This is a genomic window from Enterobacter roggenkampii (assembly GCF_001729805.1).
In the GTDB taxonomy this organism is placed as follows: domain Bacteria; phylum Pseudomonadota; class Gammaproteobacteria; order Enterobacterales; family Enterobacteriaceae; genus Enterobacter; species Enterobacter roggenkampii.
Window position 1 is genome coordinate 2,104,016 of record NZ_CP017184.1, and the last position, 25,242, is coordinate 2,129,257.

At 56.3% G+C, this 25,242-nt stretch carries 28 protein-coding genes; 15 read left to right on the forward strand and 13 right to left on the reverse strand.

Annotated features, from left to right (window positions below; translation table 11 throughout):
- Window position 1 precedes the first annotated feature (1 nt).
- The 6 genes from paaH to paaY all read left to right on the forward strand — a co-directional run bounded on the left by paaH (window position 2) and on the right by paaY (window position 6,037).
- The gene (paaH, locus tag BFV67_RS09860) at window positions 2-1,426 is read left to right on the forward strand and encodes a 3-hydroxyacyl-CoA dehydrogenase PaaH (protein WP_069598228.1); all 1,425 of its coding nucleotides are present in this window, start codon (window positions 2-4) and stop codon (window positions 1,424-1,426) included.
- A complete protein-coding gene (paaI, locus tag BFV67_RS09865) occupies window positions 1,416-1,838 on the forward strand; it encodes a hydroxyphenylacetyl-CoA thioesterase PaaI (RefSeq protein WP_008502373.1) in 423 nt (140 codons plus the stop codon). Before paaH ends, paaI begins: the two co-directional genes overlap by 11 nt.
- Window positions 1,838-3,043 (forward strand): 3-oxoadipyl-CoA thiolase, encoded by a 1,206-nt coding sequence (gene pcaF / locus BFV67_RS09870; RefSeq protein WP_069598229.1) that lies wholly within the window; start codon window positions 1,838-1,840, stop codon window positions 3,041-3,043. The genes paaI and pcaF overlap by 1 nt, the downstream gene beginning before the upstream one ends.
- A gap of 27 nt (window positions 3,044-3,070) precedes the next feature.
- Window positions 3,071-4,387, forward strand: coding sequence for a phenylacetate--CoA ligase PaaK (gene paaK, locus BFV67_RS09875; RefSeq protein ID WP_045335932.1), 1,317 nt, complete (start codon window positions 3,071-3,073; stop codon window positions 4,385-4,387).
- Window positions 4,388-4,489: 102 nt separating this feature from the next.
- Entirely contained in the window at window positions 4,490-5,425 is a 936-nt protein-coding gene (gene paaX, locus BFV67_RS09880; RefSeq protein ID WP_021241337.1) for a phenylacetic acid degradation operon negative regulatory protein PaaX, read from the forward strand.
- Window positions 5,426-5,434: 9 nt separating this feature from the next.
- Window positions 5,435-6,037 carry a phenylacetic acid degradation protein PaaY gene (paaY, locus tag BFV67_RS09885; protein WP_021241338.1) on the forward strand — a complete coding sequence of 201 codons (603 nt, stop codon included), beginning with the start codon at window positions 5,435-5,437 and terminating at the stop codon, window positions 6,035-6,037.
- Here paaY and BFV67_RS09890 read toward each other — a convergent pair.
- Complete coding sequence (locus tag BFV67_RS09890; protein WP_069598230.1) at window positions 5,940-7,211, reverse strand: serine hydrolase domain-containing protein; 1,272 nt, start codon at window positions 7,209-7,211, stop codon at window positions 5,940-5,942. The two genes, paaY and BFV67_RS09890, sit on opposite strands and share 98 nt — an antisense overlap.
- A 172-nt stretch (window positions 7,212-7,383) precedes the next feature.
- On the opposite strand from BFV67_RS09890, the gene BFV67_RS09895 reads away from it, so the two are divergent.
- Both BFV67_RS09895 and BFV67_RS09900 read left to right on the forward strand, forming a co-directional pair.
- Window positions 7,384-7,872, forward strand: a complete 489-nt coding sequence (locus tag BFV67_RS09895) for a DinB family protein (protein ID WP_039025629.1) — start codon at window positions 7,384-7,386, stop codon at window positions 7,870-7,872.
- Between the two features lies 1 nt (window position 7,873).
- A complete protein-coding gene (locus BFV67_RS09900; protein ID WP_069598231.1) occupies window positions 7,874-8,356 on the forward strand; it encodes a glutathione peroxidase in 483 nt (160 codons plus the stop codon).
- Between the two features lie 89 nt (window positions 8,357-8,445).
- Here the strand turns inward: BFV67_RS09900 and BFV67_RS09905 are convergent, their stop codons facing one another.
- Window positions 8,446-9,345, reverse strand: a complete 900-nt coding sequence (locus BFV67_RS09905) for a LysR family transcriptional regulator (RefSeq protein WP_045910623.1) — start codon at window positions 9,343-9,345, stop codon at window positions 8,446-8,448.
- A gap of 128 nt (window positions 9,346-9,473) precedes the next feature.
- Here BFV67_RS09905 and BFV67_RS09910 point away from each other — a divergent pair, with 128 nt between their 5' ends.
- A complete protein-coding gene (locus tag BFV67_RS09910) occupies window positions 9,474-10,046 on the forward strand; it encodes a flavin reductase family protein (RefSeq protein WP_021241342.1) in 573 nt (190 codons plus the stop codon).
- A gap of 240 nt (window positions 10,047-10,286) precedes the next feature.
- Here BFV67_RS09910 and BFV67_RS09915 read toward each other — a convergent pair whose 3' ends face one another.
- Together BFV67_RS09915 and BFV67_RS09920 are read right to left on the reverse strand one after the other, a co-directional pair.
- On the reverse strand, window positions 10,287-10,748 hold the full coding sequence (locus BFV67_RS09915) for a GNAT family N-acetyltransferase (RefSeq protein ID WP_008502363.1): 462 nt from the start codon (window positions 10,746-10,748) through the stop codon (window positions 10,287-10,289).
- A gap of 63 nt (window positions 10,749-10,811) precedes the next feature.
- Window positions 10,812-11,414, reverse strand: a complete 603-nt coding sequence (locus BFV67_RS09920; RefSeq protein ID WP_023292519.1) for a helix-turn-helix domain-containing protein — start codon at window positions 11,412-11,414, stop codon at window positions 10,812-10,814.
- Window positions 11,415-11,457: 43 nt separating this feature from the next.
- Between BFV67_RS09920 and BFV67_RS09925 the strand changes: the two genes are divergently transcribed.
- Entirely contained in the window at window positions 11,458-12,153 is a 696-nt protein-coding gene (locus tag BFV67_RS09925) for a B3/B4 domain-containing protein (protein WP_069598232.1), read from the forward strand.
- Window positions 12,154-12,174: 21 nt separating this feature from the next.
- Window positions 12,175-13,068 carry a dihydrodipicolinate synthase family protein gene (locus tag BFV67_RS09930; RefSeq protein ID WP_069598233.1) on the forward strand — a complete coding sequence of 298 codons (894 nt, stop codon included), beginning with the start codon at window positions 12,175-12,177 and terminating at the stop codon, window positions 13,066-13,068.
- Window positions 13,069-13,128: 60 nt separating this feature from the next.
- Here BFV67_RS09930 and BFV67_RS09935 read toward each other — a convergent pair whose 3' ends face one another.
- From BFV67_RS09935 to BFV67_RS09945, 3 genes are all read right to left on the reverse strand, one after another.
- Window positions 13,129-13,551 carry a VOC family protein gene (locus BFV67_RS09935; RefSeq protein WP_069598234.1) on the reverse strand — a complete coding sequence of 141 codons (423 nt, stop codon included), beginning with the start codon at window positions 13,549-13,551 and terminating at the stop codon, window positions 13,129-13,131.
- A 13-nt stretch (window positions 13,552-13,564) separates the two neighbouring features.
- Window positions 13,565-14,002: a VOC family protein gene (locus BFV67_RS09940; RefSeq protein WP_025911323.1), complete on the reverse strand. Its 438-nt coding sequence runs from the start codon at window positions 14,000-14,002 to the stop codon at window positions 13,565-13,567.
- Between the two features lie 79 nt (window positions 14,003-14,081).
- Complete coding sequence (locus BFV67_RS09945) at window positions 14,082-15,242, reverse strand: MFS transporter (RefSeq protein ID WP_069598235.1); 1,161 nt, start codon at window positions 15,240-15,242, stop codon at window positions 14,082-14,084.
- A 130-nt stretch (window positions 15,243-15,372) separates the two neighbouring features.
- Between BFV67_RS09945 and BFV67_RS09950 the strand changes: the two genes are divergently transcribed.
- The gene (locus BFV67_RS09950; RefSeq protein ID WP_069598236.1) at window positions 15,373-15,909 is read left to right on the forward strand and encodes a MarR family winged helix-turn-helix transcriptional regulator; all 537 of its coding nucleotides are present in this window, start codon (window positions 15,373-15,375) and stop codon (window positions 15,907-15,909) included.
- 24 nt (window positions 15,910-15,933) lie between these two features.
- The gene (locus tag BFV67_RS09955) at window positions 15,934-16,857 is read left to right on the forward strand and encodes a LysR substrate-binding domain-containing protein (RefSeq protein WP_069598237.1); all 924 of its coding nucleotides are present in this window, start codon (window positions 15,934-15,936) and stop codon (window positions 16,855-16,857) included.
- 47 nt (window positions 16,858-16,904) lie between these two features.
- On the opposite strand, the gene BFV67_RS09960 is transcribed toward BFV67_RS09955, so the two are convergent.
- Window positions 16,905-17,375 (reverse strand): hypothetical protein, encoded by a 471-nt coding sequence (locus tag BFV67_RS09960; RefSeq protein ID WP_069598238.1) that lies wholly within the window; start codon window positions 17,373-17,375, stop codon window positions 16,905-16,907.
- A 250-nt stretch (window positions 17,376-17,625) separates the two neighbouring features.
- Between BFV67_RS09960 and BFV67_RS09965 the strand changes: the two genes are divergently transcribed.
- The gene (locus BFV67_RS09965) at window positions 17,626-18,303 is read left to right on the forward strand and encodes a DUF1963 domain-containing protein (protein ID WP_069598239.1); all 678 of its coding nucleotides are present in this window, start codon (window positions 17,626-17,628) and stop codon (window positions 18,301-18,303) included.
- Window positions 18,304-18,443: 140 nt separating this feature from the next.
- Window positions 18,444-18,920 (forward strand): WbuC family cupin fold metalloprotein, encoded by a 477-nt coding sequence (locus BFV67_RS09970; protein ID WP_032663581.1) that lies wholly within the window; start codon window positions 18,444-18,446, stop codon window positions 18,918-18,920.
- Window positions 18,921-19,004: 84 nt separating this feature from the next.
- On the opposite strand, the gene BFV67_RS09975 is transcribed toward BFV67_RS09970, so the two are convergent.
- The 5 genes from BFV67_RS09975 to BFV67_RS09995 form a co-directional block, all read right to left on the reverse strand.
- Complete coding sequence (locus BFV67_RS09975) at window positions 19,005-19,604, reverse strand: NAD(P)H-dependent oxidoreductase (protein ID WP_069598240.1); 600 nt, start codon at window positions 19,602-19,604, stop codon at window positions 19,005-19,007.
- A 74-nt stretch (window positions 19,605-19,678) separates the two neighbouring features.
- Window positions 19,679-20,272: a TetR/AcrR family transcriptional regulator gene (locus BFV67_RS09980; RefSeq protein ID WP_028013051.1), complete on the reverse strand. Its 594-nt coding sequence runs from the start codon at window positions 20,270-20,272 to the stop codon at window positions 19,679-19,681.
- A 34-nt stretch (window positions 20,273-20,306) separates the two neighbouring features.
- Complete coding sequence (locus BFV67_RS09985; protein WP_069598241.1) at window positions 20,307-23,396, reverse strand: efflux RND transporter permease subunit; 3,090 nt, start codon at window positions 23,394-23,396, stop codon at window positions 20,307-20,309.
- Complete coding sequence (locus tag BFV67_RS09990) at window positions 23,393-24,502, reverse strand: efflux RND transporter periplasmic adaptor subunit (protein WP_045372808.1); 1,110 nt, start codon at window positions 24,500-24,502, stop codon at window positions 23,393-23,395. The genes BFV67_RS09985 and BFV67_RS09990 overlap by 4 nt, the downstream gene beginning before the upstream one ends.
- 74 nt (window positions 24,503-24,576) lie before the next feature.
- Complete coding sequence (locus BFV67_RS09995) at window positions 24,577-25,191, reverse strand: TetR/AcrR family transcriptional regulator (RefSeq protein WP_031275020.1); 615 nt, start codon at window positions 25,189-25,191, stop codon at window positions 24,577-24,579.
- Between the last annotated feature and the right edge of the window lie 51 nt (window positions 25,192-25,242).

Sequence of the window (25,242 nt, forward strand, 5' to 3'; positions counted from 1 at the left end):
GATGCTGAATATACGGACTGTCGCCGTGATCGGCAGCGGCACGATGGGCGCAGGGATTGCCGAAGTCGCCGCCAGCCATGGTCATCAGGTGCTGATCTACGACATCTCCAGCGACGCGATATCGCGGGCCATCGACGGGATCCGCCATCGTCTGGCCTCCCGGGTAACGCGCGGAAAACTCTCCGCCGATGCCGGGAGCCAGATCCTTGCCCGGCTGGTTCCCGTCACGGATATCGAGGCGCTCTCCGCGGCCGATCTGGTGATTGAAGCGGCCTCAGAGCGGCTGGAGGTGAAAAAGGCGCTGTTTGCGCAGCTGGCTGAGATCTGCCCGCCGCAGACGGTACTGACCAGCAATACTTCCTCCATCTCCGTCACGGCGATTGCGGCGGACGTCCACCACCCGGAGCGGGTCGCAGGGCTGCACTTCTTTAACCCGGCGCCGGTGATGAAGCTGGTGGAGGTGGTCAGCGGGCTGGCGACCTCCCCGGAAGTGGCCGACGCGCTGTGTGAGCTGGCGCTGAACTGGGGCAAACAGCCCGTTCGCTGCCAGTCCACGCCGGGGTTCATCGTCAACCGCGTTGCGCGTCCTTTCTATTCCGAGGCCTGGCGCGCGCTGGAAGAGCAGGTCGCGCCGCCGGAGGTGATTGACGCCGCCCTGCGCGAAGGCGGCGGCTTCCCGATGGGGCCGCTGGAGCTGACCGACATGATTGGTCAGGACGTGAACTTTGCGGTGACCTGCTCGGTCTTTAACGCCTTCTGGCAGGAGCGTCGTTTTCTGCCTTCGCTGGTTCAGCAGGAGCTGGTGCTGGCAGGCAGGCTGGGCAAAAAGAGCGGGAAGGGCGTTTACGACTGGCAGGGTGACAAACCCGACGTGCAGTGGGTCAAGGCGGTGAACGACAGCTATAGCCCGATGCGCGTGGAAAAAAGACGTGACGGTGTCACGGAAATTGATGATGTGTACCTGATTGAAACGCAGGGGGAGACCGCGCAGGCGCTGGCGCTGCGGCTCAACGGCCCGGTGGTGGTGGTCGATCGCATTGAGCGCGACGTGGCGGTCATTGCCGCCGCGGCCAGCAACCCGCATACCGCGACGCAAAAAGCCATCCGCTACCTGCAGCAGCAGGGGCTCCGGGTGGTGCAAATTGCCGATTATCCCGGCCTGCTGATCTGGCGGACGCTGGCGATGATTGCCAACGAGGCGCTGGATGCCCTGCAAAAAGGGGTCGCCAGCGAGAAGGACATCGATACCGCCATGCGCCTGGGCGTGAACTACCCGAGCGGGCCGATCGCCTGGGGCGAGCGCCTGGGCTGGCAGCGCCTGCTGACGCTGCTGGAGAACCTGCAGCGCCATTACGGCGAAGAGCGCTATCGCCCCTGTTCACTGCTGCGCCAGCGCGCGCTTCTGGAGAGTAGCTATGAGTCATAACGCCTGGCATAACGCCCGCACTATGTACGAACGGGACGCCTGCGCGCAGGCGATGGGGATGGACATTGTCGAGATGGACGAGGGCTACGCGGTGGTGACCATGACCATCACCCCGCAGATGCTGAACGGCCATAAAACCTGCCACGGCGGCCAGCTGTTTTCGCTGGCGGACACCGCCTTTGCCTACGCCTGCAACAGCCAGGGGCTGGCGGCGGTAGCCTCCGGCTGCTCGATTGACTTTCTGCGTCCGGGCTTCGCCGGGGACACGCTCACCGCCACAGCGCGGGTGAAGCATCAGGGCAAACTGACCGGCGTGTATGACATTGAAATTCAGAACCAACAACAGAAAACCGTCGCCCTTTTTCGCGGAAAATCTCACCGCATCGGCGGCAGCGTGACAGGAGAGGCCTGATGCGTGACGCATTTATTTGTGATGGCGTTCGAACCCCGGTGGGCCGCTACGGTGGCGCGCTTTCCGCTGTTCGAACTGACGATCTCGGCGCCGTGCCGCTGCGCGCGCTGCTGGCCCGCTACCCGCAGCTCGATCTGGAGCGGATTGACGACGTGATTTTCGGCTGTGCCAACCAGGCGGGGGAAGATAACCGCAACGTGGCGCGCATGTCGTTGCTGCTGGCCGGTCTGCCGCAGACGGTCTCCGGCACGACGATCAACCGCCTGTGCGGATCCGGGCTGGACGCGATTGGTTTTGCCGCGCGCGCCATTAAGGCGGGCGACGGCGACCTGCTGATTGCGGGCGGGGTGGAGTCGATGTCCCGCGCGCCGTTTGTGATGGGCAAAGCCACCGCGGCGTTTCAGCGACAGGCGGAGATCTTCGATACCACCATCGGCTGGCGATTTGTGAATCCGCTCATGCATCAGCAATTCGGAACTGACAGTATGCCGGAAACGGCAGAGAATGTAGCTGAATTGTTAAATATCAGCCGTGCCGATCAGGACGCCTTCGCGCTGCGCAGCCAGCAGCGTACCGCGCAGGCGCAGCAGAACGGCGTTCTGGCGCAGGAGATCGTCCCGGTGCCGGTGCCGGGCAAAAAAGGGGCGATCACGGAGTTCAGCGTGGATGAACATCCGCGCGCGGATACCACGCTCGAACAGCTTGCCGGGCTAAAAACGCCGTTCCGCAGGAACGGGGTGGTCACGGCGGGCAATGCCTCCGGCGTCAACGACGGCGCGGCGGCGCTGATCGTCGCCAGCGAGAAGATGGCGCTGGCGCAGGGGGTAGTCCCGCGCACGCGGATCGTGGCGATGGCGACGGCGGGCGTGGAGCCACGTCTGATGGGGCTCGGCCCGGTGCCGGCCACCCGCAGGGTGCTGGAGCGCGCCGGACTCAGTATTCACGATATGGACGTCATCGAGCTTAACGAAGCTTTCGCCGCGCAGGCGCTGGGCGTGCTGCGTCAGCTGGGCCTGCCGGATGATGCCGCGCACGTCAACCCGAACGGTGGCGCGATTGCGCTGGGCCACCCGCTGGGCATGAGCGGCGCCAGGCTGGCGCTGGCCGCGAGTAACGAACTGCACCGACGCGGCGGGCGCTACGCGCTGTGTACGATGTGCATCGGTGTGGGTCAGGGCATTGCCATGATCCTTGAGCGTGTTTGAGCATAAAAACAATGTGAGTACCCTACAATGATAAATACAACAAAGCTTGATCCGATTGAAACGGCCTCCCTTGACGAGTTACAGGCGCTGCAGACCGCGCGTCTGAAATGGACGCTGCATCACGCCTATAACAACGTGCCGATGTACAAACGCAAGTTTGATGCCGCGGGCGTTCATCCTGACGATTTCAACGAGCTGGCGGATATCCGTAAGTTCCCGTGCACCACCAAGCAGGACCTGCGGGATAACTACCCGTTCGATACCTTCGCCGTGCCGATGGAGCAGGTGGTGCGCATTCACGCGTCATCCGGCACCACCGGCAAACCGACCGTTGTCGGCTACACTCAGGGCGACATCGACAACTGGGCCAACCTTGTGGCGCGTTCCCTGCGCGCGGCGGGCGGCAGCGCGAAGGACAAAATTCACGTGGCGTATGGCTACGGCCTGTTTACCGGCGGGCTGGGGGCGCACTACGGGGCCGAGCGCTTAGGCGCGACGGTGATCCCGATGTCCGGCGGCCAGACGGAGAAACAGGCGCAGCTGATCCGCGATTTCCAGCCGGACATGATCATGGTGACGCCATCCTACTGTCTCAACCTGATAGAGGAGCTGGAGCGCCAGATGGGCGGCGATGCCAGCGGCTGTTCCCTGCGCGTGGGCGTCTTCGGCGCCGAGCCGTGGACGCAGGCCATGCGCCGTGAAATTGAAAAACGCTTAGGCATTACGGCCCTGGACATCTATGGCCTCTCCGAAGTGATGGGGCCGGGCGTAGCGATGGAGTGTATCGAAACCGTCGACGGTCCGACCATCTGGGAAGATCATTTCTACCCGGAGATCGTTAACCCGAACGACGGCACGCCGCTGGATGACGGCCAGCAGGGCGAACTGCTGTTCACCACGCTGACCAAAGAGGCGCTGCCGGTGATCCGCTACCGCACCCGCGACCTGACGCGCCTGCTCCCGGCAACCGCGCGCAGCATGCGCCGTATGGACCGCATCAGCGGCCGCAGTGACGATATGCTGATCATTCGCGGCGTTAACGTCTTCCCGTCGCAGCTGGAGGAGGAGATTGTGAAGTTCGAGCACCTTTCTCCACACTACCAGCTGGAGGTGAACCGTCGCGGGCATCTTGATTCACTTTCCGTGAAGGTGGAGCTAAAAGAGAGTAGCCTCACGCTGACGCACGAGCAGCGTTGCCAGGTGTGCCACCAGCTGCGCCACCGCATTAAATCGATGGTGGGGATTTCCACCGACGTGACGATCGTGAACTGCGGCAGCATCCCGCGCTCGGAGGGGAAAGCCTGCCGGGTGTTTGACCTGCGTAAAGTTGCGGCCAACGGCTGAGTTTCCTCTCACCCCGGCCCTCTTCCAAAGGGAGGGGGTTAGGGTGACGGGCTATCCCAGAATCCTATGCTATGATTCATCCAGGACAAAAATAACAACAGAATGAATCACATGAATAAACTCGACGCCTTTATCCAGCACGCGGTCAGCTCCGTTCCCGTCAGCGGGACCTCGCTTATCTCCTCGTTATACGGTGACGCGCTTTCCCATCGCGGCGGTGAGATTTGGCTCGGCAGCCTGGCAGCCTTACTGGAAGGCATGGGGTTTGGCGAACGGTTCGTGCGTACCGCGCTGTTTCGCCTCAACAAAGAGGGCTGGCTGGACGTCTCGCGCATCGGGCGACGCAGCTTTTACCGCCTGAGCGATAAGGGGCTGCGCCTGACGCGTCGCGCGGAGAATAAGATCTATCGTGCGGAACTGCCCGCCTGGGACGGCAAATGGTTACTGCTGCTCTCCGAGGGGCTGGATAAAACCACCCTGGCCGACGTTAAAAAGCAGCTGATCTGGCAGGGGTTTGGCACGTTGGCGCCGAGCCTGATGGCCTCGCCGTCGCAGCATCTGGCGGACGTGCAGTCCCTGCTTCACGATGCCGGCGTGGCCGAAAACGTGATTTTCTTTGAAGCCCACTCGCCGCTGGCGCTCTCGCGCGCCGCGCTGCGTTCACGCGTAGAAGAGTGCTGGCAGTTAACCGAGCAAAACGCGATGTACGAGTCGTTTATCAACTCGTTCCGGCCGCTGCTGCCGCTGCTAAAAGAGGCCGCGCCGGAGGAGCTGACGCCGGAACGCTGTTTCCAGATCCAGCTGCTGCTGATTCACTTTTATCGTCGCGTGGTGCTGAAGGACCCGCTGCTGCCGGAAGAGTTACTGCCTGCGCACTGGGCGGGGCAAAGCGCCCGACAGCTCTGCATAAATATCTATCAGCGTGTCGCGCCGGGAGCGCTGGCGTTTGTCAGCGAGAAGGGCGAAACCTCCGTCGGTGAACTGCCCGTGCCCGGCACGCTCTACTATCAACGCTTTGGTGGTCTTACAAGCGCATAAGGAGGGAAGATGCCTGTTTATCAAATTGACGGCCTGACGCCGGTCGTGCCTGACGAGAGCTATGTTCACCCAACGGCGGTGCTCATTGGCGACGTGATTCTGGGCAAAGGCGTTTATGTCGGTCCCAATGCCAGCCTGCGCGGTGATTTTGGCCGTATCGTGGTGAAAGACGGGGCGAACATTCAGGATAACTGCGTGATGCACGGCTTCCCGGAGCAGGACACGGTGGTGGAAGAGGACGGACATATCGGCCACAGCGCCATTCTTCACGGCTGCGTGATCCGCCGCAATGCGCTGGTGGGCATGAACGCGGTGGTGATGGACGGGGCGGTCATTGGTGAAAACAGCATCGTCGGCGCGGCGGCGTTCGTGAAGGCCAAAGCGGAGATGCCTGCCAACCATTTGATCATCGGCAGCCCGGCCAGGGCGATTCGTGAGCTAAGCGAGCAGGAGCTGGCCTGGAAGCAGCAGGGCACGCGGGAGTATCAGGTGCTGGTGGAGCGCTGCAAGCTCACTATGCACCAGGTCGAGCCGCTGCGCGAGGTTGAGCCTGAACGGAAACGGCTGACGTTTGACGAGAATTTGAGGCCGAAGTCGGCGAACCAGGGGTAAGGCCGTCTTTTTTCGCCATATCCATCAATAGCGCAATGCCGATGTAATTACTCCAGTTAAAGGTATTTTGCAGCACCACCACCGCATTGCCTTTTTCTTTGTCATAGCCGATAAAGCTGGAGTAGCCGCCGATATAGCCGACCTGATAGGTGATTTTTTCCAGACCGATAAAGTCGGTGGTCCAGGCAATACCCTGTACCCCGTCGGGACGTTGAATATCGGTATTTCTCACTTCGGCAAAGACGCTGTCCAGCAGGGGATTGTGGGTCGTTGAGACGTGATAGCGGGCGTAGGTCGCCAGATCTTCGGCGTTACTGTATAGGCTCGCTGCCGCCACCATGTTGTTGGAAAATTGCCAGTCCGGAGTGATTTGCCCGCGCGGGATAAATTTCGGCTGATCGCCCGCGTGGCCAAGCGCACGCTGGGGGTACCCTTTTAGCTGCCGGGGCGTAAAGCTGCTGTTAGCCATTTGCAGCGGATGGAAAATATAGCGCGAGGCTAAACTCTGGATATCTTCGCCGGTTTTGTGCTTCAGGATATAGCCGATCAGGGCGTAGCCGGTATTGGAGTATTGCGGCACTTTATTCTTTGGCGCTCGCCAGTCGGCGAGGTAGAGCAGCACGTTATCGCTATCCAGCTCACCGTAGAAATTATCGCCGGTGCTTAAGTAGCTGATGAATTTCCCAAGCATCGGAACATCCATATTCTGACGCGGCAGGCCGGAGGTGTGGGTGACCAGTTCAAGCAGGGTGATTTTTTGTGCATCCGCGCTAAGCACCGTCCCCGGCGGAAGCAATGTCGCCAGGCTATCGTTCCAGTTCAGTTGCCCTTCATTCACCAGACAAGCCACTACTTCTGCCGTGATCCCTTTGCTGATCGAGCCGAGCGCAAACAGGGTGTCGGGCCTGACCGGATAGCGATTGACCGCATCGGTTACGCCCCAGGTGTAAAACTGCGGTGAGCCGTGATTATGGATCACCGCGACCGTCATCCCGGGAACGGATTTTTGCGCCATGTAGTGACGCACCACGCTGTCAACGTCGCCATCCAGCGAATCATGAGTGAGAAGTTCCTGAGTACCTTCCGGGGAGGACATTTGCGAGAGCGTGCCACAACCGCTGAGGAGTGGCAGAGTAAGCAGAAGCCAGTGAATTTTTGTTGTTATGTTCTGCATACCTGATAGCGAGTGTGGTGGTCATTAACGCGCCAGGAATGTATCACAAATAGCCTGCCGTGAGGGAATTTTTCGGGTAGCAGAATTACCGTCTGTGTGTTGCCGGAAGTGGAAGTGATACCGGCCTGACAAAGTTGTTGATATGATAATTTTTTGTTAATCCGGAGGGGCGATGGACACAGGCACGATTGTCACGTTATTCAAATTCAAACGCTGGGCAGATACGGAAACCTTACAAGCAATACAGAGGGTCGATACTACCGCAAATGCTGAAAAGCACCATCTGATGCTCAGACTTATGAACCATGTTTATGTCGTGGATATGATTTTCAGGGCAAATATTACTGGTCAAACGCATCAATACACCGCGTTGAATACGCCGGAAACGCCGTCTGCAGACGAGCTTCTGAAAAAGATGACTGAATGCACTGACTGGTATATTACGCACGCAGGCTCAATGGACGTGCCCGGACTTTCTGAAATCATCAAATTCCGTTTTGTCGATGGCGGATATGGCGAAATGAAAGCGGCGGATATGCTCAACCATGTACTGTTTCACGGTACCTATCATCGCGGCGCTGTGGGATGGATGCTTTCAGAAACGGGTGTAACCCCTCCAAAGGATGTGCTAACCGTTTTTCTAAGAGATCATAATCACTAATATGACCCATTTTCATGAACTTAGCGCCACCCGTCTGGATGGGCAACTTATCTCTATGGCCGACTATGCGGGTAAGGTGGTTCTGGTTGTTAATACGGCCAGCCAGTGCGGCTTTACGCCACAGTATGAGGGGCTTGAAGCACTGTACAAAAAATACGCCGATCAAGGGCTGGTGGTGCTTGGCTTCCCCTGCAACCAGTTCGGTAAGCAGGAACCTGGCGGTGCCGACGACATCTCAAAGACCTGTTACATTAACTACGGCGTCAGCTTTCCCATGTTCGAGAAAGTCGAGGTCAACGGTGCCGCAGCACATGCGATTTTTCGTTATCTGAAAGACGAATTGCCCGGCGTGCTGGGTGGGCGGATCAAGTGGAACTTTACCAAGTTCCTGGTCGGGCGTGACGGTAAACCCCTCAAGCGCTTTGCACCGATGACAACGCCCGAGAAAATGGAGGGGGCAATTGTTGCGGCACTGGGAAGGTGAGTGTTTTTGTCGCCAGAGCCATCCGTTTGTTGGGGATAGACGATATTCTGATGTCCGCTCTGTGCCAGATGCGGACGTCGAGGAGAATGTTATTTTGATGCGAAATATTTGCGTAATATTTTTTCTAATAACGAGAAAACGACCGTCACCCTTTTGGGAGTAATCAGCTGGTAAGGCCGATATAAATAAAATTGCCATTTCTCCTGTCGCAGTTCTGGCAATGGGGGAACAAGTTGGCCGCTTGCTAAGTACTCCCTACAGATAAAGTCGCTGGACTGTACAACCGTTCTCCCGGCCAATGCAGCCTGAATTTCGGCATATGGATCTGTAGTATAAAACTCAATATGACGAGGGACAAAAGTATTTACTGCGTCACTCATAAACTCAAATGATTTTCCCGTTTCAGGATTAATTAAACCACTAAATGGATAACGCTGTCGAAGATCTTCTAAATCAGTAGGTGCTCCCAGGCGCTCAATAAGTTCAGGGGATGTAACCAAAATATGTTCAACTTGTCCGATATTTTTAATGATAAAGTTTGGATTAGGTTCTCGCCCTACGCGTATACCTATATCGATACGATGCTCAATAGTATCAAGTTTCATCATATCTAAACGCCAGTCGATAAATAACTCAGGATAGGGACGTAGTGCAGTCAATAGTTCATACAAGATTTGTTCATGATTTGGAAATCGAAGTAATGTGATACGAACAATACCCTTCATGTCATTATCATCTTTCCCTGTCTGAAATAGTTTTTCAGAATCTTCAAGCAGTCGCTTCGCTTGGGGTAAAAATAGTTCGCCGAAACTGGTGAGAAAGATCGAACGCGTATTGCGTTTGAATAAAGGTTCACCAAGTTGTTTCTCCAGCTCAGCGACTGTTCGGGTTACTACTGATGGTGAAACCGACAGCTTGATGGCTGCTTCGCGGAAGTTCAAGGTCTCAGAGGCGATGATAAAAAATTTTAGAGCGTCAAGTTTGTCCATGATTATTGTGAAATCTGCAATAATGTATTTTGATAATAGCAATTAATTTGCAACTATTCCAGCCATATAATCGAACAATCAAATAAGTAACCTGTCTTACTTTTTATCAGAACTCAAAAGAGTAAATTATGTCAATTCAACCAGTAGAGTTAAACAAAGCCTATCGTTTATTACAGGTCGGGCCAACGACGATGATATCGGCTAAAAATGATGGCATTGAAAATGTCATGGCAGCGGCCTGGGTGGGATTAGTAGGCAATAACAAAGTGATGGCTTTTATAGGTCCACAGGCATTTACTCGCGGGCTTGTAGAAAAAAGCGGATATTACGTTGTACAGATCCCAGTAGTGAATCAGATGGAAATGGTTTTATATGCTGGAGGTCACAGTTATTCCGACACACCCGATAAAAATAGTAAAATCCCACTATTTTATCAGAAAGAGTTTGATCTGCCTTTAGTGGAAGGTTGCGCTGGCTGGTTAGTATGTAAGGTCATACCCAATGAAGAAAATGAAAAGCAGCACAACTTGTTCATGGGTGAAATTGTCGGAGCATGGAGTGATGATCGCGTTTTCAAAAATGGGCACTGGATTTTTGATGATGCACCAGATGAATTACGTACTGTCCATTACGTTGCTGGCGGACAGTTTTACGCCATTGGCAAAGGGACAAAATTTAATTATGGTCCGGGAAAAGACTAATCCTTACTTCTGTATAAATGTAGCCATATAACATGGCTACATAGAGGTAGTAGCATAAAAGAACAACCTACTTAAGATGTTTGCTTCTCACTCACAGCGGACCTTTAGCTCAGTTAGCATATCCGCTCAGTGCCAGAAGCGGATGTCGTAAGATTCGTTCGGCTAAAAGAGCAAATTCTTCTGCATCAGAGTGACAGGCCCTGCGGATTCACATTTATCATTACTCTCTGCAAAGTACTTTTATTTTTGCCCGGGGTTACGATAAATATCGGGTCGATTGATTTGCCAGACAAAATCTGGTCGGTTCAATGGGTTATACCCCAGCTTCTGGTATAACCATGGCGCGCTGTCGGTTACCAGCATTATCCGTCGCAGACGTGACAACAATGGATGGGCATGACAGCATTCAATCAGCCAACGGCCAAGACCACTTTTCTGATAATCGTTCAGCACGTAGACGTCGCACAAATAACCAAAAGTGGCATAGTCTGTGACCAGACGGGCGAAGCCGATTTGTCTTGTTCCATCCAGGAGCGCGAAACAAAGGCTGTTCTGGATTGATATCCTGACCGTTTCAGCATCAATACCAGGAGCCCAGGACGATTGCGAGAGGTAATCGTGAATGGCTTCCAGCTGAAAAAAGCTGGGATCGGTTGTGACAATAAATTTGTCTTTGGTAAAACGCAGATGCTGATTATTCACCGAACTCCTCCTTTTGGGCTACTTGTGATGAGGCACAGGGCTGTCCTCTATGCCGGGGAATGCTCAGGATGCTTTTTCATGTACTGTCATGATAAATACCAGCGGGTTCTCCCCCTGGTTTTCATAGAAATGAGGAACGTCCGTTCTGGCGGTTGCCGAACAGCCAGTATTTACCCGATACACGTGTTCCTGTACGCCGAGTGTGAGCGTGCCCGACTGCACATAAAACAGTTCAAGCGTACCTTCCGTGTGGCCGGGGGACGCAAACTTTTCCCCCGGCTGCATTTCCCACATCCAGAGCTCGGTCATATCAGGGCCACCTGACCCTGCGAGCAATCTTGCTCTCCCGCCTTTTTCACCTTCCCACAATTCTGGGATCTCATCTTCAGCAATGAGATGCACGGTCGGTTTTGAACTGACATCCACAAAATCAGCCACCGAAACCCCCATTGCGGCAGCCAGGCGGCATAACAGGGCAATGCTGGGATTCGCCCGGCATCCCTCTATCTCAACCAGCGCTCCCTTGCTGACGCCTGCCCGACGGGAGAGTTCATCGAGGGATATCTTCTTATGCTTACGATAGAGTTTAATTCGCTGAGATACGGCTTCATTCACAGTATTGACGATAGCGTTCGCATCGGTCATTAAATTGACTTTTTTGGTCATTGGTCATTATCATGGAATAAATTGGTCATTACAGGATTATCACGTGCTAACAGTATCTCCGTCAATTACCCCTGAAATTTATCGTATTGCTCCCGGTTTTCGTGCACTGAGCATTTGCGTAAGAGCTGCGCCAGTGCTTAATCCCGACATTGGGGAAACGGCGCTGCATGAAGCCTGTGAAGCCGTTCTGGCCGGTGAACCAGATTGGGCGGACTCTCATCTGGCGGCATGGGCCGACGTTTTTCAAAAGTTTGGTGCTAAACCTAAACGCACCCCTTGCTCAGCAGATGCGTTACGCAAGCGCGTGTTACGTGACGGGACGATGCCAGCGCTCGATCCTATCGTTGATCTTTATAATGCCGTTAGTCTCCGCTATGCCGTTCCGGTTGGCGGAGAGAATCTCTCTGCCTATCAGGGGGCGCCGCGTCTGACTGTGGCAAAAGGAACAGAGCCTTTTGATACCGTCAAAGAGGGAGAGGCCACCGTTGAGTCTCCTTCACAAGGCGAGGTTATTTGGTGTGATGATATCGGCGTGACCTGCCGTCGCTGGAACTGGCGACAGGGGATCAGAACCCGCTTAGGCGTGGAAGCTCAGCAAATGTGGTTCATTCTGGAGAGTCTCCCGCAGATGCCGCTGGATAGACTTCACGAAGCCGGGAAGATGCTGACCGACGGCCTGGAAAAAATGATGCCCGGTCTGTGGTTTGAAGTTGCTCTCATCGAAGAACAACAGCTGTAATACCCTTCAGGAGAAAGAGTTATGTTTACCGGTTTGTCGGCGTTTCCATTAACCCCAGTCACTGCCCGCGGCGTGGATGAAAAGGGTTTTAGCCATATTCTTTCCCGTCTTACAGACGCTCGGGTTGATTCTATGGGCATCCTGGGGTCAACCGGAAGCTACGCCTATCTGACCCGGGAGCAGCGCAAGCGCGTAGCAACGCTGGCTAAACAGCATGCAGGGAACATCCCCGTTATGGTGTGTGTGGGAGCGGTAAGTACCGATGCCATTCTGCATCTGGCAGAGGATGCACAGGCAGCTGGTGCGAATGCGCTGTTACTCCCGGCGGTCAGCTACCAGCCACTCCGTGACGAAGAAGTCTTCTCGCTCTTTGAGACCGTTACCCGGCACGTGTCTGTACCGGTGTGTATCTATGATAATCCGGGCACTACGCATTTTACCTTTACGGATGAACTCCACGGTCGTCTCTCCTCACTTGAGGGGGTTCGCTCGGTCAAGATCCCTGGCGTCCCGGATAGCCCCGCTGCAGCGATTGAGCGGGTGAATGCGTTACGTCAACATTTGCGCCCTGGCGTAACAATCGGTATTAGTGGCGACGCTTATGCGGGGCTGGGATTAAACGCCGGTTGTGAAGTGTGGTATTCCGTGGGTGGCGGTCTGTTCCCTGAGATGGCGAAAAAAATCACCGAAGCTGCGGCGGCAAACGATCGTCAACGCGTTACAGCCCTGACAACCCGCCTTGAGCCATTGTGGTCGCTCTTCCGGAAACATGGCGGAAGTATTCGCGTTATTGCCGCTGCGGCTGGCGTGCTTGGGCTTACCGACATGGATTGCCTGCCTCGCCCTCTGCAACCGTTGTCAGCTGGCGACATCGCGGATATTGCCCATGTAATAAGCACGCTGGAGCTGAAGTGATCTCCGCAGGACTGGGTGTCTACCGGTCCTTACCGCAAAATTTTATTAGTGAAGTGACTCTTATTCGCCTGATAGCTTATCTGCATCAGGAGAATAATGCTGGCAAACGCACGCCAGTTTATGCCCGTCAGGATCGCGCAGATAGGCAACATAAAAATCGGGGCCGTAGGCGGTTCGTGTACCGGGCACGCCTTCATCCTTTCCTCCCGCACGGAGGCCCGCTGCATGGAAGCGTCTGACAATTTCCGCGCTATCGGCTCTGAATGCGAACATTGTCCCGTTTCCCGCCGTCGCGGGTTGCTGGTCAAAAGGAGGACAAATGCAGAAGCTAAATTCGTCATCCGGATGATTTTCGTTTCCCCACATTGCCCAGCTATCAGTCCAGGCGGGCAGACGTGAATAGCCCAGCACGTTAAAAATAGCGTCATAAAAGTTCACGGCGAGCTGAAAGTCATTTGTCCCTATCGTGATATAAGCCAGCACCTTATAACATCCTCTATCCACGCAGCCACGGCGTAACTGTTAGTCCGGTCAGCAAACCTTCCGGGCTGAGCAGGCGAGTAACGGTTTGTCCCCACGGTTCCGTGCGGTTGGCGACCAACAACCGATAGCCTTTTTCACTCAGAACACGGGTAGCGGAATCGAGATCCTGCACCTCGTATTCAATCCATCCCTGCGGTATCGGATGCTCCACGGGCCACTCCGATTCACCAAAACAGGACGTTGCCGCCTGTGACAGCGGCCAGACGGCAAAATGCTTCACGCCCGGTAAGCGTCCCTCTTCAGTGAGCAGATAATCGGCATTGCCCTCCATGGGCTTCAGCGGCAGTCCGAGAGTCTGGATATAAAACGCGGTGCTGGACGCTGTATCCTGTGAAATGGGCCCGAACCCGGCGACGAACATGACATCAATTCCCGGTAACGTCTGCGACATATCCACTCCTTAATAGCCTGAAATGATGGAATTTAGCGTAGAGCTGTCTGAAATACGACTCTCATTTCTGGTACCGCATTCACCGCGCCTGCACATTCGCGGCGGGTTTGAAAGTGAACGCGATAGCGATCAACAGCACGACTCCCGCACTCATCACCAGCCATGCGCTGGTCAGCGAGACCGAACTGTCGCGAACGATCCCGGCAACTAGCGGCATGAGCGCGGCGATCATATATCCTCCTCCCTGAACTTTAGACAGTAACTTCCCGGCCTGGGCGGGCGTTCGCGCATGATCGAACGTGACGATAAGCGACAGCGGGAAGAGGGCGCCGATACCGATGCCAAGCAGCAAGGTTGATAAGACCGGCTTCGTACCTGGAGAGAAGACCAGACACAGTAAACCCGCGAGCAGCAGTAACAGTACAGTTATCAGCGGAACACGGCGGTCGGGGAATTTACCGATCAGCGCGGAGACGGCAAACCCGGCGGCCACCTCGGTTAAGGTCAGCCAGGCCAGCATATAGCCGCTGCTGCGTGCGGACCATCCTGCCTGAATATAGAGCGGGGGCAGCCAGGCTAAGACCAGCGTGTAGGCGCCCGTCCCCACGCCGAAAAAGAGCAGAAGGAGTCCAGTCCGGGAGGAAGAGAGCGTAACGGATTCATGTGCTGTCTGTTCCCCTTGAGGCTGTTTAACCAGGGGTAACCACAGCATCAGCGCCAGCAGCGCAAGCACGCCTGCCATAGCCAGCGCGGGCTTCAGCGTGAGCCATGAAAACAGCGGCTCGGCGCTGGCGGCGGCGACTGCCGCACCGGCCATAATGCCCGTGCTGAATAGCGACATGATCGTGCTGGCCGTTTGCGTATACGCCTTTTTTATCAGGGCAGGCATTAACGCCTGGATCGTGCCGATGCTGGCCCCGCCCAGTAACGCGGTGCCCATCAAACCCGTCAGCGAGGTGCTAAAACCGCGTAATGAACAGGCTACCAGCAGGATGAACAGCCCGAGCATAATTCCCCTGACGGCACCGATCCTGGCTAAAAGCCAGGGACCACACAGGGCAGCCAGTCCCATCATCGCCACCGGCAGGGTCGTCAGTAGGCTGAATTGCGTCGCGGTCAGCCCTGCTTCGCGCTGCAGCACGGAGAACAGGGGGCCAACCGAGGCCAGAATGGGGCGCAGGTTCAGCCCGACGATAAAAGCGATAACGGCGAAGAGTAACGGTGATGTGCGTTTCAACATGGCATCCTTTTCGTGTGTGAATGGCCCGGGCAAATTGCCGCGAGCATTTATCTTAACGTTAAGATAAAATCTGTTTTAGTGTAAGATGTACCGCACAACTCGATAAATTCCCACGCCATACGGGGTGAAGATGAAAGACCATGTAGACTTCGTTGTCGGCCAGTGGAGCCGCGCCATGCCCGAGCTGGACGCCTCGTCGATGAAAATTTTTGGCCGAATGCTCAGGCTGATGAAGCACCTGGGAAAAGAACGCGCGCTGGCCATGGCGCCGTTTGGCTTTCGCGAGGGCGAGTTTGACGTCCTCGCCACGCTGCGCCGCGCCGGGGAGCCGTACTGCCTTTCGCCCACGCAGCTGTATACATCCCTGTTGATCACCTCAGGGGCGATGACGAATCGGCTCAACCATCTTGAACAGCAAGGCTTTATCAGGCGGATTGCCGATCCCGACGACAAGCGCAGCTCGCTCGTCAGCCTGACGCCGCACGGGCAGGAGCGTATCGAACAGGCGCTGCTCGTGCACACGGAAACGCAAAATGCGCTGCTGAGAAACCTCTCTGAGGCGCAACGCGCGCAGCTTGAGTCCCTGCTCAGGGTGCTGCTGCTGACGTTTCCGGCTGAGGAATGGGATGAAACGTCACCGAGTGCCGATAATACAAAAACTGCATGATTACACCTGACAAAAAGGGAACGTATGTCTTTACCGCCACTGTATGCGCTGCGCGCGTTCGAAGTTGCCGCACGGCTGAACTCCTTTAGCAAAGCGGCTGAAGTCCTGAACATCACGCCGGGGGCGGTCAGCAGGCATGTCCGGACGCTTGAAATGTGGTTTGACTGCGAGCTGTTTAAGCGGCAGGGTCCGAGAGTAGAGGTCAGCGATGCCGGGCGTATTCTGGCAGGGCAGCTTAGCGAAAGTTTCTCGAATATTGAGTGGGCCTGTCGCGCATTCAAAAGTGAAAACCACCTTCTGCGCCTCAAAGCCCCCAGCACACTGACGATGCGATGGCTCCTCAATGTGCTTAAATCCTTTCGCGAGAACCACGCGAAGCCGAAAATCGAAATCGCCAGCGTCTGGATGGACTTCGACACCGTTGACTTCAGCCGCGAGCCCTACGATTGTGCGATCCTCCTCGGGAACGGCTATTTTGGCGAGTCAACGGAGAGCCGGCTGCTGTTCAGCGAATGGCTTATTCCGGTTTGTACGCCGTCTTTGCTGGAGCCTGCCCGGCAGCAGCTTCCAGAGTGCGATCTTATTCATCCGTCACCGGACAGACGGGACTGGAAGCGCTGGCTGAAAAGGACGGGCTTATTCCCCGGCCTCGACATGGGCGGCGGGATCGTGTTCGACACCCTGGAGCAGGGCAGCCTTGCGGCCATGCACGGACACGGCGTAGCGATGGCGGATCTCCGGCTCACGCTCGACGCGCTGAAAAGCGGCCTTCTCGCGCTGCCCTTCAGGGAGGCGATAGCAACAGGGGACGGTTACTACCTTGTCTGGCCCAAAAATTCGCTCAGAGGACAGAGTATTGAACGGTTGCTGGCCTGGCTTACCCTTAATGCGCCAGTGGTGCCCTCTTTGGATATTGTCTGTCTTGATTTCAATGAAAAGCGGATTTAATAAATAGCGGAATATTAACAGGGAAATATTCCGCACAGTGAACGTATTTATGCGTAGGGAATATTTGCCATCTTTTTATATCTTTCCGGCAGGGCGCTGTTCAGGTTGAGTAATTTATCCAGTATATATAGCGCTGGCGTTCCCTTTACGCGTTCAGCTTCGATCAGCGCAGAACGTAACAGATTGGTAGCCGATGTCATTTTACGGAAGTACTCCTCAGATTCAGGCGTCTGAACTTCGCCTGAAGCGGCGTAACGCACCCGGGGCCAGGCCGCGAAGTCCAGAAGCGGAAGGAGCCCGTCGTCTTTGGGTAAAAGCGCAGAGAGCAACTCTTCGGCGTTACCCGGATTGCTTTGGGCGAAAGACAGAAGATGCAGTCGATGAATAAAGGGCGAAAGCACCTCACCGCTATCGTTTTCTGACGAAAGTAACGTTATTAACGCATGTATATTTTCACCCGCGATGTTTTTTTCAGGTGAGATCATTTTCATTAGATGAAATAAAACATCGAGTGTCATACGTACTCCATAGACATGCAGGTGTATTTATTATTTGAGTTTCGCTCTCTGTTCCAGGTCAGGAAGAGACCGGGAATGAAGGGATGGTATTTCAATGAGATTACGTTTGAAAAACGAGAAATAGTAGGAATCAATGTGAGTTTTACTCAACATAGGTTTTATTATTCAATGAGATTCTCCAGATGTGATGATTAACTTACAATGAACAGCAGAATATCTGTCCGACAAGCGTCTACAGAGGCGAGCAAACATGAGATTAGAGAGTGCGTCAGTTTTAGAAGAACTCCGGACCAGGCTAAGACCCGCATCGGTCGCGCAGGTCGGTGGGTTCCGGCCGCCGGAAGATCCCATTACGTCATGGTTTCTGAAGGGCGTTTCTCGCGCAGATGAAGGATTACCCACCTGGAAGGGCAAACCCATGTTTCCACTTCTTCAGATCAGGGTCGACGAGCTTCCTGTTATTCCTGACCAGTTGAAGGGCATAGCCCTTCTGGTGTTGTTTCACAATGTGGAACAACATCCCTTTGACAAACCGCACGGTGAAGGATGGTTAATTCGCGAGTATGCCAGCCTTGATGGGCTTCAGCCATTGCCTGAATTGGACACGCCGTATCGGCCGTTTCCAGTTCAATGGCTGAGTGTCGTTGACGATGCTCCTGGATGGGAAGATGCCTGGGATATTATTGATCTTTCTTGCGTAAATGATGATGAGCAGGCCAGTGATAGTTTTTTTGAAGATTTCAATCGCTACAGGGGAACCAAGGTAGGGGGATTTCCGACTGAGATACAACACGGTGTGGGAATCGAAGAGTTTGTTTTTCAGGTTGGGTCAGAGGAAAAAGTAAACTGGATGTGGGCGGATAACGGTATCGGTTACTTTCACCGGTCATCAGAAGGGGAATGGCGGTTTTTATGTCAGTTCTACTGATGAGCTTCCTGCCGGGGGATCGACCACTCGCCCGGCAGTGATTTGTTTCACAAATCCCATCGCTCCTCGACCGTTCAGGATGGTATAACGTCCTGCGGCAACCGGGTTGCCGCAGACAGCCCACATACCTAAAGGTGTATATGAAACAGATTACTTTCAGTGACCTGCAGCAGCAAAGCGAGCAGGCCGCACATTCTCCTCGCTTACGCGCGCACCGTAATTTACACCCTGACCTGAGCGACCCGGTGCAGCGCCTGGCCATTGCAATGGAACCCGGTACCTATGTCCGGCCCCACCGCCATCCGCACACGTTTGAACTGCTGACGGCGCTGAGCGGCCGCTTTCTGGTGCTGAATTTTGACGACAGCGGAAACGTGACCCGGCGCGTGGTGTTAGGCGAAGAGTGTAAAGTCCTGGAGATGGATGCCGGAACCTGGCATGCCGTGCTGTCGCTGGATAGAGGCGGCGTCATTTTTGAGGTAAAACACGGGGGGTATCAGCCCGTGCCCGAGCATGATACCGCCCCATGGTCACCGGCAGAAAACGAGCCCGGCACCGAGAAGCTGATGCAATGGTACGCTCAGGCACAGGTGGGTGACGGTGGTTTTACCCTGTAATTATTCTCTTATGTGCCCGGCGCGCGGAAAGGCGAGCCGGGTAAAGAGATAAGATCTCGCCGATTCAACTTACGCGAGCCGATTTTATTGAAGGTTCCCGATCTCGCTCAGGAATTCGTCAACCTGCTCGGGCGTCGCCGTGTCTGCCTGGTAAAGGATATCGAGCTTAACGTTCTTCAACCCGCAGAAGCCAAATACCCCTTCGATGATTTGCGTCTGAATCGCCGTCGAATAGCCGTGTTTATCAAATCCGGTGAGATCGCTACCGCCAGTGGCAATCAGGCGGACGGGAACATCCCGTAAGTTGCCCACAATCCGGCCGTCGTCGGCCACCTTATACGCCCAGTTCAGGGTTAACACGCGATCGAACCAGCCTTTCAACAGCGCGGGAACCGACCACCAGTACACCGGGAAGACGAATACCAGCATATCCGCACGCTCGACGCGCTGTTGCTCGCGCAGAATATCGTCGGGGAGGGCGCTCGGATCGCCGTGATACAAATCGAGATCGGCGCGGGTCATCGCCGGATTAAACCCTTCAGCATGCAGATCGGCGATCTCAACCTGCGAACCTTCCTCGCGTAATTTCCCGGCAATACGGGCTGCCAGCGTATGGGATAACGAATTGTCGATCGGGTGTGCCGTCACGATCAGCGCGTTTTTAATGGCATGTGTTGCAGACATAGCGACCTCCAGATGGGGGAGAAGTGACGCCTATATTACTATTGGTAACTTAGGTGTCAATCCGCCCCCGGCGATCATTTTGTGCTATTCGCGTAGGTCTCCAGCACCCCGGTCATGGCGCCGCAGAGCATATCTTCTGCCACATTTCGGGCGAGCACGCCGTTGCCCGCCGAGGTGCTGAGCGCCTCCGCCGCGCCAATGATGGCCGTCAGTACCGCTTCTCCCTGAACGCCTTTTAAGACGATAAAAGGAGAAAGCGCGGTGCGCAGGCAGTCGGCACATTCGGCCACGCACGCTTCCCGAAACGTCTGCAGCGCGCGAGAACCGGACAGCGCCGCGGCGATTGGCCCGGTTTCAGGTCCGGCGGCAATCGCACAGTCGATATAGGCCGCGCTGAAAAAGCGGATCGTCTTCTCCAGCGTTTTGCTGTCCACCGCCAGCGTCTCGCGGAATTTTGCCAGCTGCCGATCGCTATAATCCTGGTACAGCGCCATCAATAGCCCTTCACGATCGCCAAAGTGGTCGTAGGGGATAGGCTTGGTCACGTTGGCCCGTTCTGCCAGATAGCCAAGGGTCAACGCCTCCGTGCCTTGCTGACGTACGATCCCTCGCGCAACCTCCAGCAGCTGCACGCGGCGGTCCTCTTTTCTTAAGCGCTTAACAACCATGCTTGCCTCAGGTCAGTTATCTACTGATGGTAGTTTACACGCTTTCCGTGGCAGGCTGCACGCGTTGTTCAACCGGGCGGATCCGGAACCAGATCGCATACATCGCGGGCAGGAAGACGAGGGTAATGATCGTCCCGCCCAGCGTTCCGCCGATCAGCGTCCAGGCCAGCGTGCCCCAGAACACCGAATGCGTCAGGGGAATGAACGCCAGGACGGCCGCCATGGCGGTGAGTAAGACCGGGCGTGCGCGCTGGACCGTCGCCTCGACCACCGCCTGGAACGGATCGAGGCCGTCCTTCTGGTTATGATCGATTTGGCCGATCAGGATCAGCGTATTGCGCATCAGAATGCCGGAGAGGGCGATCAGGCCGACCAGCGCGTTGATGCCAAACGGCTGATTAAATATCAGCAGGGTCGGCACGACGCCAATCAGCCCCAGCGGCGCGGTTAAGAACACCATGACCATCGCGGAGAGTGAGCGCACCTGCAAAATGATGATCAGCAGCGTCAGGGCAATCATGATCGGGAACAGCGGTAACATGGCCTGCGTGGCTTTACCCGATTCCTCAATCGACCCCGCCATGTCAATGCGGTAGCCAGCCGGCAGCGAATCAACGATCGGCTGGAGCTGCTTCATGATGGCGACCGACACGTCCGGCGGCTGAAGATTGTCGGCGATATCGCCCCGTACGGTAATCGTGGGGGTGCGATCGCGACGGCGCAGGATCGGGTCTTCCATGCCGACCTCTATCTTGCCAATTTGAGACAGCGGCACGCGCTGTCCCGCATTGCCGACCAGGGTAAAGCCTTCGATTTTTGCCGGGTCAAGGCGGATATCTCCCGCCGCGCGGGCAACGACGTCTACCGATCGAATATCTTCCCGCACGGAGGTGACAGGCACGCCGGAGAGCAGGAACTGAAGCTGCCCGGCAACGGCGCTGGAGGTTAAGCCGGTCGCCTGCAGGCGGTTCTGATCGAGAGTGAAATGGAGCACCGGAACGCGCGAGCCCCAGTCGGTGTTAACGGTTCGCATCATCGGGCTTGCCTGAAGCACGGCTTTCACCCGTTCGGCGATGTCCTGCACCTGTTTGACATCCGGCCCCGACACGCGCCAGGCAACCGGGAAAGGCGAGTAGGGGCCAAACACCAGCTGCGTCACCCGCACGCGAGCTTCGGGCGCAAGGCCGCTGGCGACGGCCTCCCTGAGCCTGAACTTGAGCGCCTCGCGTGACGTCTCGCTGTCCGTCAGGATCACGATTTTCGCAAAAGAGGGATCGGGCAGCTCGGGGGCCATTGCCAGATAGAAACGGGGCGAGCCCTGACCAATATAGGCCGTGACGATTTTGGCTTCCGGCTGCTTGCCCAGCCACGCTTCTATTTTTGCGGTAGCGGCGCTGGTTTGTGCAATCGAGGCGCCATAGGGCATCTGCACTTCAACCAGCACTTCCGGGCGATCGGAGGTCGGGAAGAACTGTTTTTTTACCAGCCCCATGCCGAGCACGGCCAGAATGAAAATGGCGACCACGGACCCGGCCACGCGCCACTTTCTGGCGATAACGCGGCCAAGCAGCTGGCGAAAGCGGTTATAGCGAGGCGTGTTATAAATGGCGGCATGGCCGCCTTCCACTTTTGGGATCGCGGGCAGGATCTTCACCCCCAGATACGGCGTGAACCCCACCGCAACAAACCATGAGGCAATCAGGGCGAGGCCGACAATCCAGAACATATTGCTGGTGTATTCCCCGGCGGTCGACTGGGCAAACCCATTCGGCATAAAGCCAATCGCCGTCACCAGGGTTCCGGCCAGCATCGGCGCGGCGGTGTGGCTCCAGGCGTAGGCCGAGGCTTTGATTCTGTCGTAACCTTCCTCCATCTTCACCACCATCATTTCGATGGCGATAATGGCATCGTCAACCAGCAGGCCGAGGGCGAGGATCAGGGAGCCCAGCGTGACGCGGTCAAAGTTTATTCCCGCGGCCTCCATCACCACGAATACGACCGCCAGGGTCAGCGGCACCGCCGCCGCAACCACCACCCCCACGCGCCAGCCCATGCTGACAAAACAGACCACCATGACCACAAGCAGGGCGACGAAGAATTTGATCATAAACTCATCGACCGAGGAGCGGATATTCACGGACTGGTCGGTGACTTTGGTCAGGGTCATGCCAAGCGGCAGGCTATCGTTGATTTTCGCCGTCTCCGCATCCAGCGCTTTACCCAGCGCCAGGCCGTTCCAGCCCTCACGCATGACAACGCCCAGCAGCAGGGCGGGTTCATGTTGATTGCGTATCAGCATCGTCGGGGGATCTTCATAGCCTCGTTCAACCGTTGCCACATCCGACAGCGTGAGCGTTTTGCCCTGGGCGACTAAAGGCGTATCGCGGATTTTCTGCAGTTCATCGAACGCGCCGTCCAGGCGGATAAAAATCTGCGCGCCCCGGGTCTCAATGGCGCCCGCCGCGGCCAGGGCGTTCTGGCTATTGAGGGCATTGAAAATATCCTGCGGTGAGAGGCCCATCGTCGCCAGACGGTCATGGGAGAAGGCGATATAAATCCGCTCGGCCTGTTCGCCGATAATGTTCACTTTCTTCACGCCGGGAACGTGCAGAAGCTGCTGTCGCAGGCCTTCGGCATCGCGTACCAGCTGCCGCTGCGGTTCGCCTTTTGCTTTCAGAGCAAACAGGGCAAAGGTGACATCCGAGAATTCGTCATTGATCATCGGGCCGATGACGCCCGCCGGAAGACGCAGGGATTCATCACCAAGCTTTTTACGCGCCTGATAGAACTCCTCCTGCACCTCAGAAGGCGGGGTCTTGTCCTGCAACGACAGCGTGATATACGCCATGCCGGGACGGGTATAGGTTTCGGTACGATCATACCATTTGAGTTCCTGCAGGCGCTTTTCCAGCGGCTCCGCGACCTGATCCTGGATCTCCTGCGCGGTCGCACCCGGCCAGACGGCAATCGCCGTCATCTGCTTCACGGTGAAGGGCGGATCTTCCGCGCGTCCCAGTCCAAAAAAGGCGTAAATACCGGCAATCGTCACCAGAACGATCAAAAACAGCGTGACGGAACGCTCGCGGACGGCCAGCGCTGACAGGTTGAAGCGGCTTTGGCTCATGGCGCGTTCTCCGCCGGAGCGGCATGGCGCTGTTCTGCCAGCCTGACAACTTCACCTTCGTGCAGAAGATGGGCGCCTAACGCAACGATCTTCTCACCGGGCTTCACGCCGCCCGTGACCTGGACCGCATCTTCGCCCACGCTCAGCACTTTAACCGGCGTCCATGTGACCTTTGCCGGCTGGGCGGAAATGCGCCAGACGCCGGGCCCTTTACCCGCATCGTAGAGTGAGGCCAGCGGGACCTGCATGGCCTGACCTTCCGCTTTCGGGTCTTCAAGGCTGAGCGTGACGGTTGCCCCCAGCGGCGCGTTCGCCAGCTGGCCTGCCAGCACGTAGCGTGCTTCATACGTCCGGGTTGTGGCATCCGCGGAGTCAGACAGCAGGCGCAACGTGGCGGTGACCGGGTGTTGTTCACGGCCATAAAGCGTGGCCCGTGCTTCGCTGCCGACGGCAGGGCGCAGCGTCTCCGGAAGCTGCACGAGCGCTTCGCGCTGTCCCGCTCTGGCAAGGCGGATCGCCACCTGTCCGGCGCTGACCACCTGACCGGGTTCGGCAAGCGTCTCCATCACCACGCCGTCTGAATCCGCCAGCAGGACGGCATAGCCCGTGGCGTTTTGCGCCACGTTGGCCTGCGCCCGGGCGGCGCTGAGATCCGCCCTGGCCGTATCGGCCGCCGCTTTAATCTGATCGTACTCCGCGGCCGACACCGCGCCGGACGCCACCAGACCGCGATAACGCGCCTCATCGCTGGTGGCTTTTCTCGCCCGCGCCTGGGCAGCATCCACCGCGCGCTGCTGCGCCTGAGCCTGTAATTTCAGGTCAACCGGATCCAGACGCAGCAAGGGCTGGCCCTGTTTGACGGTCTGCCCGGTATCCACCAGGCGTTCGAGGATTTTACCCTGAACCCTGAAGCCCAGGTCGCTTTGCGTTCTTGCCACCACCACGCCTGTAAAGGTGCGAGCGGCTGGATTCGCCCTCTCGACGGAGGCGGATCTGACAAGCGGTGGCCTGGTGCGCGGATCGTCACTCGCGGAAATATCGCCGCATGCCGCGAGGGCAAACGGCAGAAGACATATGGCAAGGCGGGCTGAAGTGAGCCTGAGCATGGGAAACCCTTTTGAAGTAACAGGACAGTTTCCGCATTCTGTGATTAGTGACCAATAAAGTCAATGGTCACTAATCAGGGGGCCAGGCTTCTTAAAATCAGTGAGGAGAGAAGTACCGCCGCCGTTGGGGCAGTTTCAAGGTTGTACTGCAGCTGAACGGGGTTAATGTAAGGGCACATCACCATGTAAACGGCACAGGTGACCTCGTCCAGCGGCGTCTTCCTTTCGAACTCTCCAGCCTGTCTGCCTTCGATAATGATGCTCTCAATCAGCTTCAGGAGGCTTTCGGTATACCTTTCCGTCGAAGGCCACTTCTCCCGTGACGCGACGGCGGCGATGTCGTAGAGCTTGCGATCGTGGAAAAACAGCTCGCTGCCGGCCTCGGTGAGCGACTTAAAAAGACGGCGGAGTTTTTCGCTGGCTGACGGCGCATCCTCAATGGCGGAAAGCACGGCCGCCATAATCAGCTCCAGGCGGTTAGCGCAGATCACTTCGCCGATAGCCTGCTTGGAATCGAAGAACTTATAAATGTAGGATTTTGAAAAACCGATAGATTTCGCCAGCTCGGCGACGGTGGTTTTTTCATAGCCGTAATGGCCGAAGTGCTCAAAGGCCGCTTCGACGATTTGCTCTCTGACAGAATGGTCAAGTGGACCACGTATTGATGGGGCGTTCATAGTTTTAGTCATTATGTAAGCTTAGCGTGACGAGCCAGGGTTGGCAACGAGTGACCATTTTGT

Excerpts from the sequence above, each read along its gene's own strand:
- paaH (WP_069598228.1), top strand. The coding sequence starts at position 2 with ATGCTGAATATACGGACTGTCGCCGTGATCGGCAGCGGCACGATGGGC.
- paaI (WP_008502373.1), top strand. The coding sequence starts at position 1,416 with ATGAGTCATAACGCCTGGCATAACGCCCGCACTATGTACGAACGGGAC.
- pcaF (WP_069598229.1), top strand. The coding sequence starts at position 1,838 with ATGCGTGACGCATTTATTTGTGATGGCGTTCGAACCCCGGTGGGCCGC.
- paaK (WP_045335932.1), top strand. The coding sequence starts at position 3,071 with ATGATAAATACAACAAAGCTTGATCCGATTGAAACGGCCTCCCTTGAC.
- paaX (WP_021241337.1), top strand. The coding sequence starts at position 4,490 with ATGAATCACATGAATAAACTCGACGCCTTTATCCAGCACGCGGTCAGC.
- paaY (WP_021241338.1), top strand. The coding sequence starts at position 5,435 with ATGCCTGTTTATCAAATTGACGGCCTGACGCCGGTCGTGCCTGACGAG.
- BFV67_RS09890 (WP_069598230.1), bottom strand. The coding sequence starts at position 7,211 with ATGCAGAACATAACAACAAAAATTCACTGGCTTCTGCTTACTCTGCCA.
- BFV67_RS09895 (WP_039025629.1), top strand. The coding sequence starts at position 7,384 with ATGGACACAGGCACGATTGTCACGTTATTCAAATTCAAACGCTGGGCA.
- BFV67_RS09900 (WP_069598231.1), top strand. The coding sequence starts at position 7,874 with ATGACCCATTTTCATGAACTTAGCGCCACCCGTCTGGATGGGCAACTT.
- BFV67_RS09905 (WP_045910623.1), bottom strand. The coding sequence starts at position 9,345 with ATGGACAAACTTGACGCTCTAAAATTTTTTATCATCGCCTCTGAGACC.
- BFV67_RS09910 (WP_021241342.1), top strand. The coding sequence starts at position 9,474 with ATGTCAATTCAACCAGTAGAGTTAAACAAAGCCTATCGTTTATTACAG.
- BFV67_RS09920 (WP_023292519.1), bottom strand. The coding sequence starts at position 11,414 with ATGACCAAAAAAGTCAATTTAATGACCGATGCGAACGCTATCGTCAAT.
- BFV67_RS09930 (WP_069598233.1), top strand. The coding sequence starts at position 12,175 with ATGTTTACCGGTTTGTCGGCGTTTCCATTAACCCCAGTCACTGCCCGC.
- BFV67_RS09940 (WP_025911323.1), bottom strand. The coding sequence starts at position 14,002 with ATGTCGCAGACGTTACCGGGAATTGATGTCATGTTCGTCGCCGGGTTC.
- BFV67_RS09945 (WP_069598235.1), bottom strand. The coding sequence starts at position 15,242 with ATGTTGAAACGCACATCACCGTTACTCTTCGCCGTTATCGCTTTTATC.
- BFV67_RS09950 (WP_069598236.1), top strand. The coding sequence starts at position 15,373 with ATGAAAGACCATGTAGACTTCGTTGTCGGCCAGTGGAGCCGCGCCATG.
- BFV67_RS09955 (WP_069598237.1), top strand. The coding sequence starts at position 15,934 with ATGTCTTTACCGCCACTGTATGCGCTGCGCGCGTTCGAAGTTGCCGCA.
- BFV67_RS09960 (WP_069598238.1), bottom strand. The coding sequence starts at position 17,375 with ATGACACTCGATGTTTTATTTCATCTAATGAAAATGATCTCACCTGAA.
- BFV67_RS09965 (WP_069598239.1), top strand. The coding sequence starts at position 17,626 with ATGAGATTAGAGAGTGCGTCAGTTTTAGAAGAACTCCGGACCAGGCTA.
- BFV67_RS09970 (WP_032663581.1), top strand. The coding sequence starts at position 18,444 with ATGAAACAGATTACTTTCAGTGACCTGCAGCAGCAAAGCGAGCAGGCC.
- BFV67_RS09975 (WP_069598240.1), bottom strand. The coding sequence starts at position 19,604 with ATGTCTGCAACACATGCCATTAAAAACGCGCTGATCGTGACGGCACAC.
- BFV67_RS09980 (WP_028013051.1), bottom strand. The coding sequence starts at position 20,272 with ATGGTTGTTAAGCGCTTAAGAAAAGAGGACCGCCGCGTGCAGCTGCTG.
- BFV67_RS09985 (WP_069598241.1), bottom strand. The coding sequence starts at position 23,396 with ATGAGCCAAAGCCGCTTCAACCTGTCAGCGCTGGCCGTCCGCGAGCGT.
- BFV67_RS09990 (WP_045372808.1), bottom strand. The coding sequence starts at position 24,502 with ATGCTCAGGCTCACTTCAGCCCGCCTTGCCATATGTCTTCTGCCGTTT.
- BFV67_RS09995 (WP_031275020.1), bottom strand. The coding sequence starts at position 25,191 with ATGACTAAAACTATGAACGCCCCATCAATACGTGGTCCACTTGACCAT.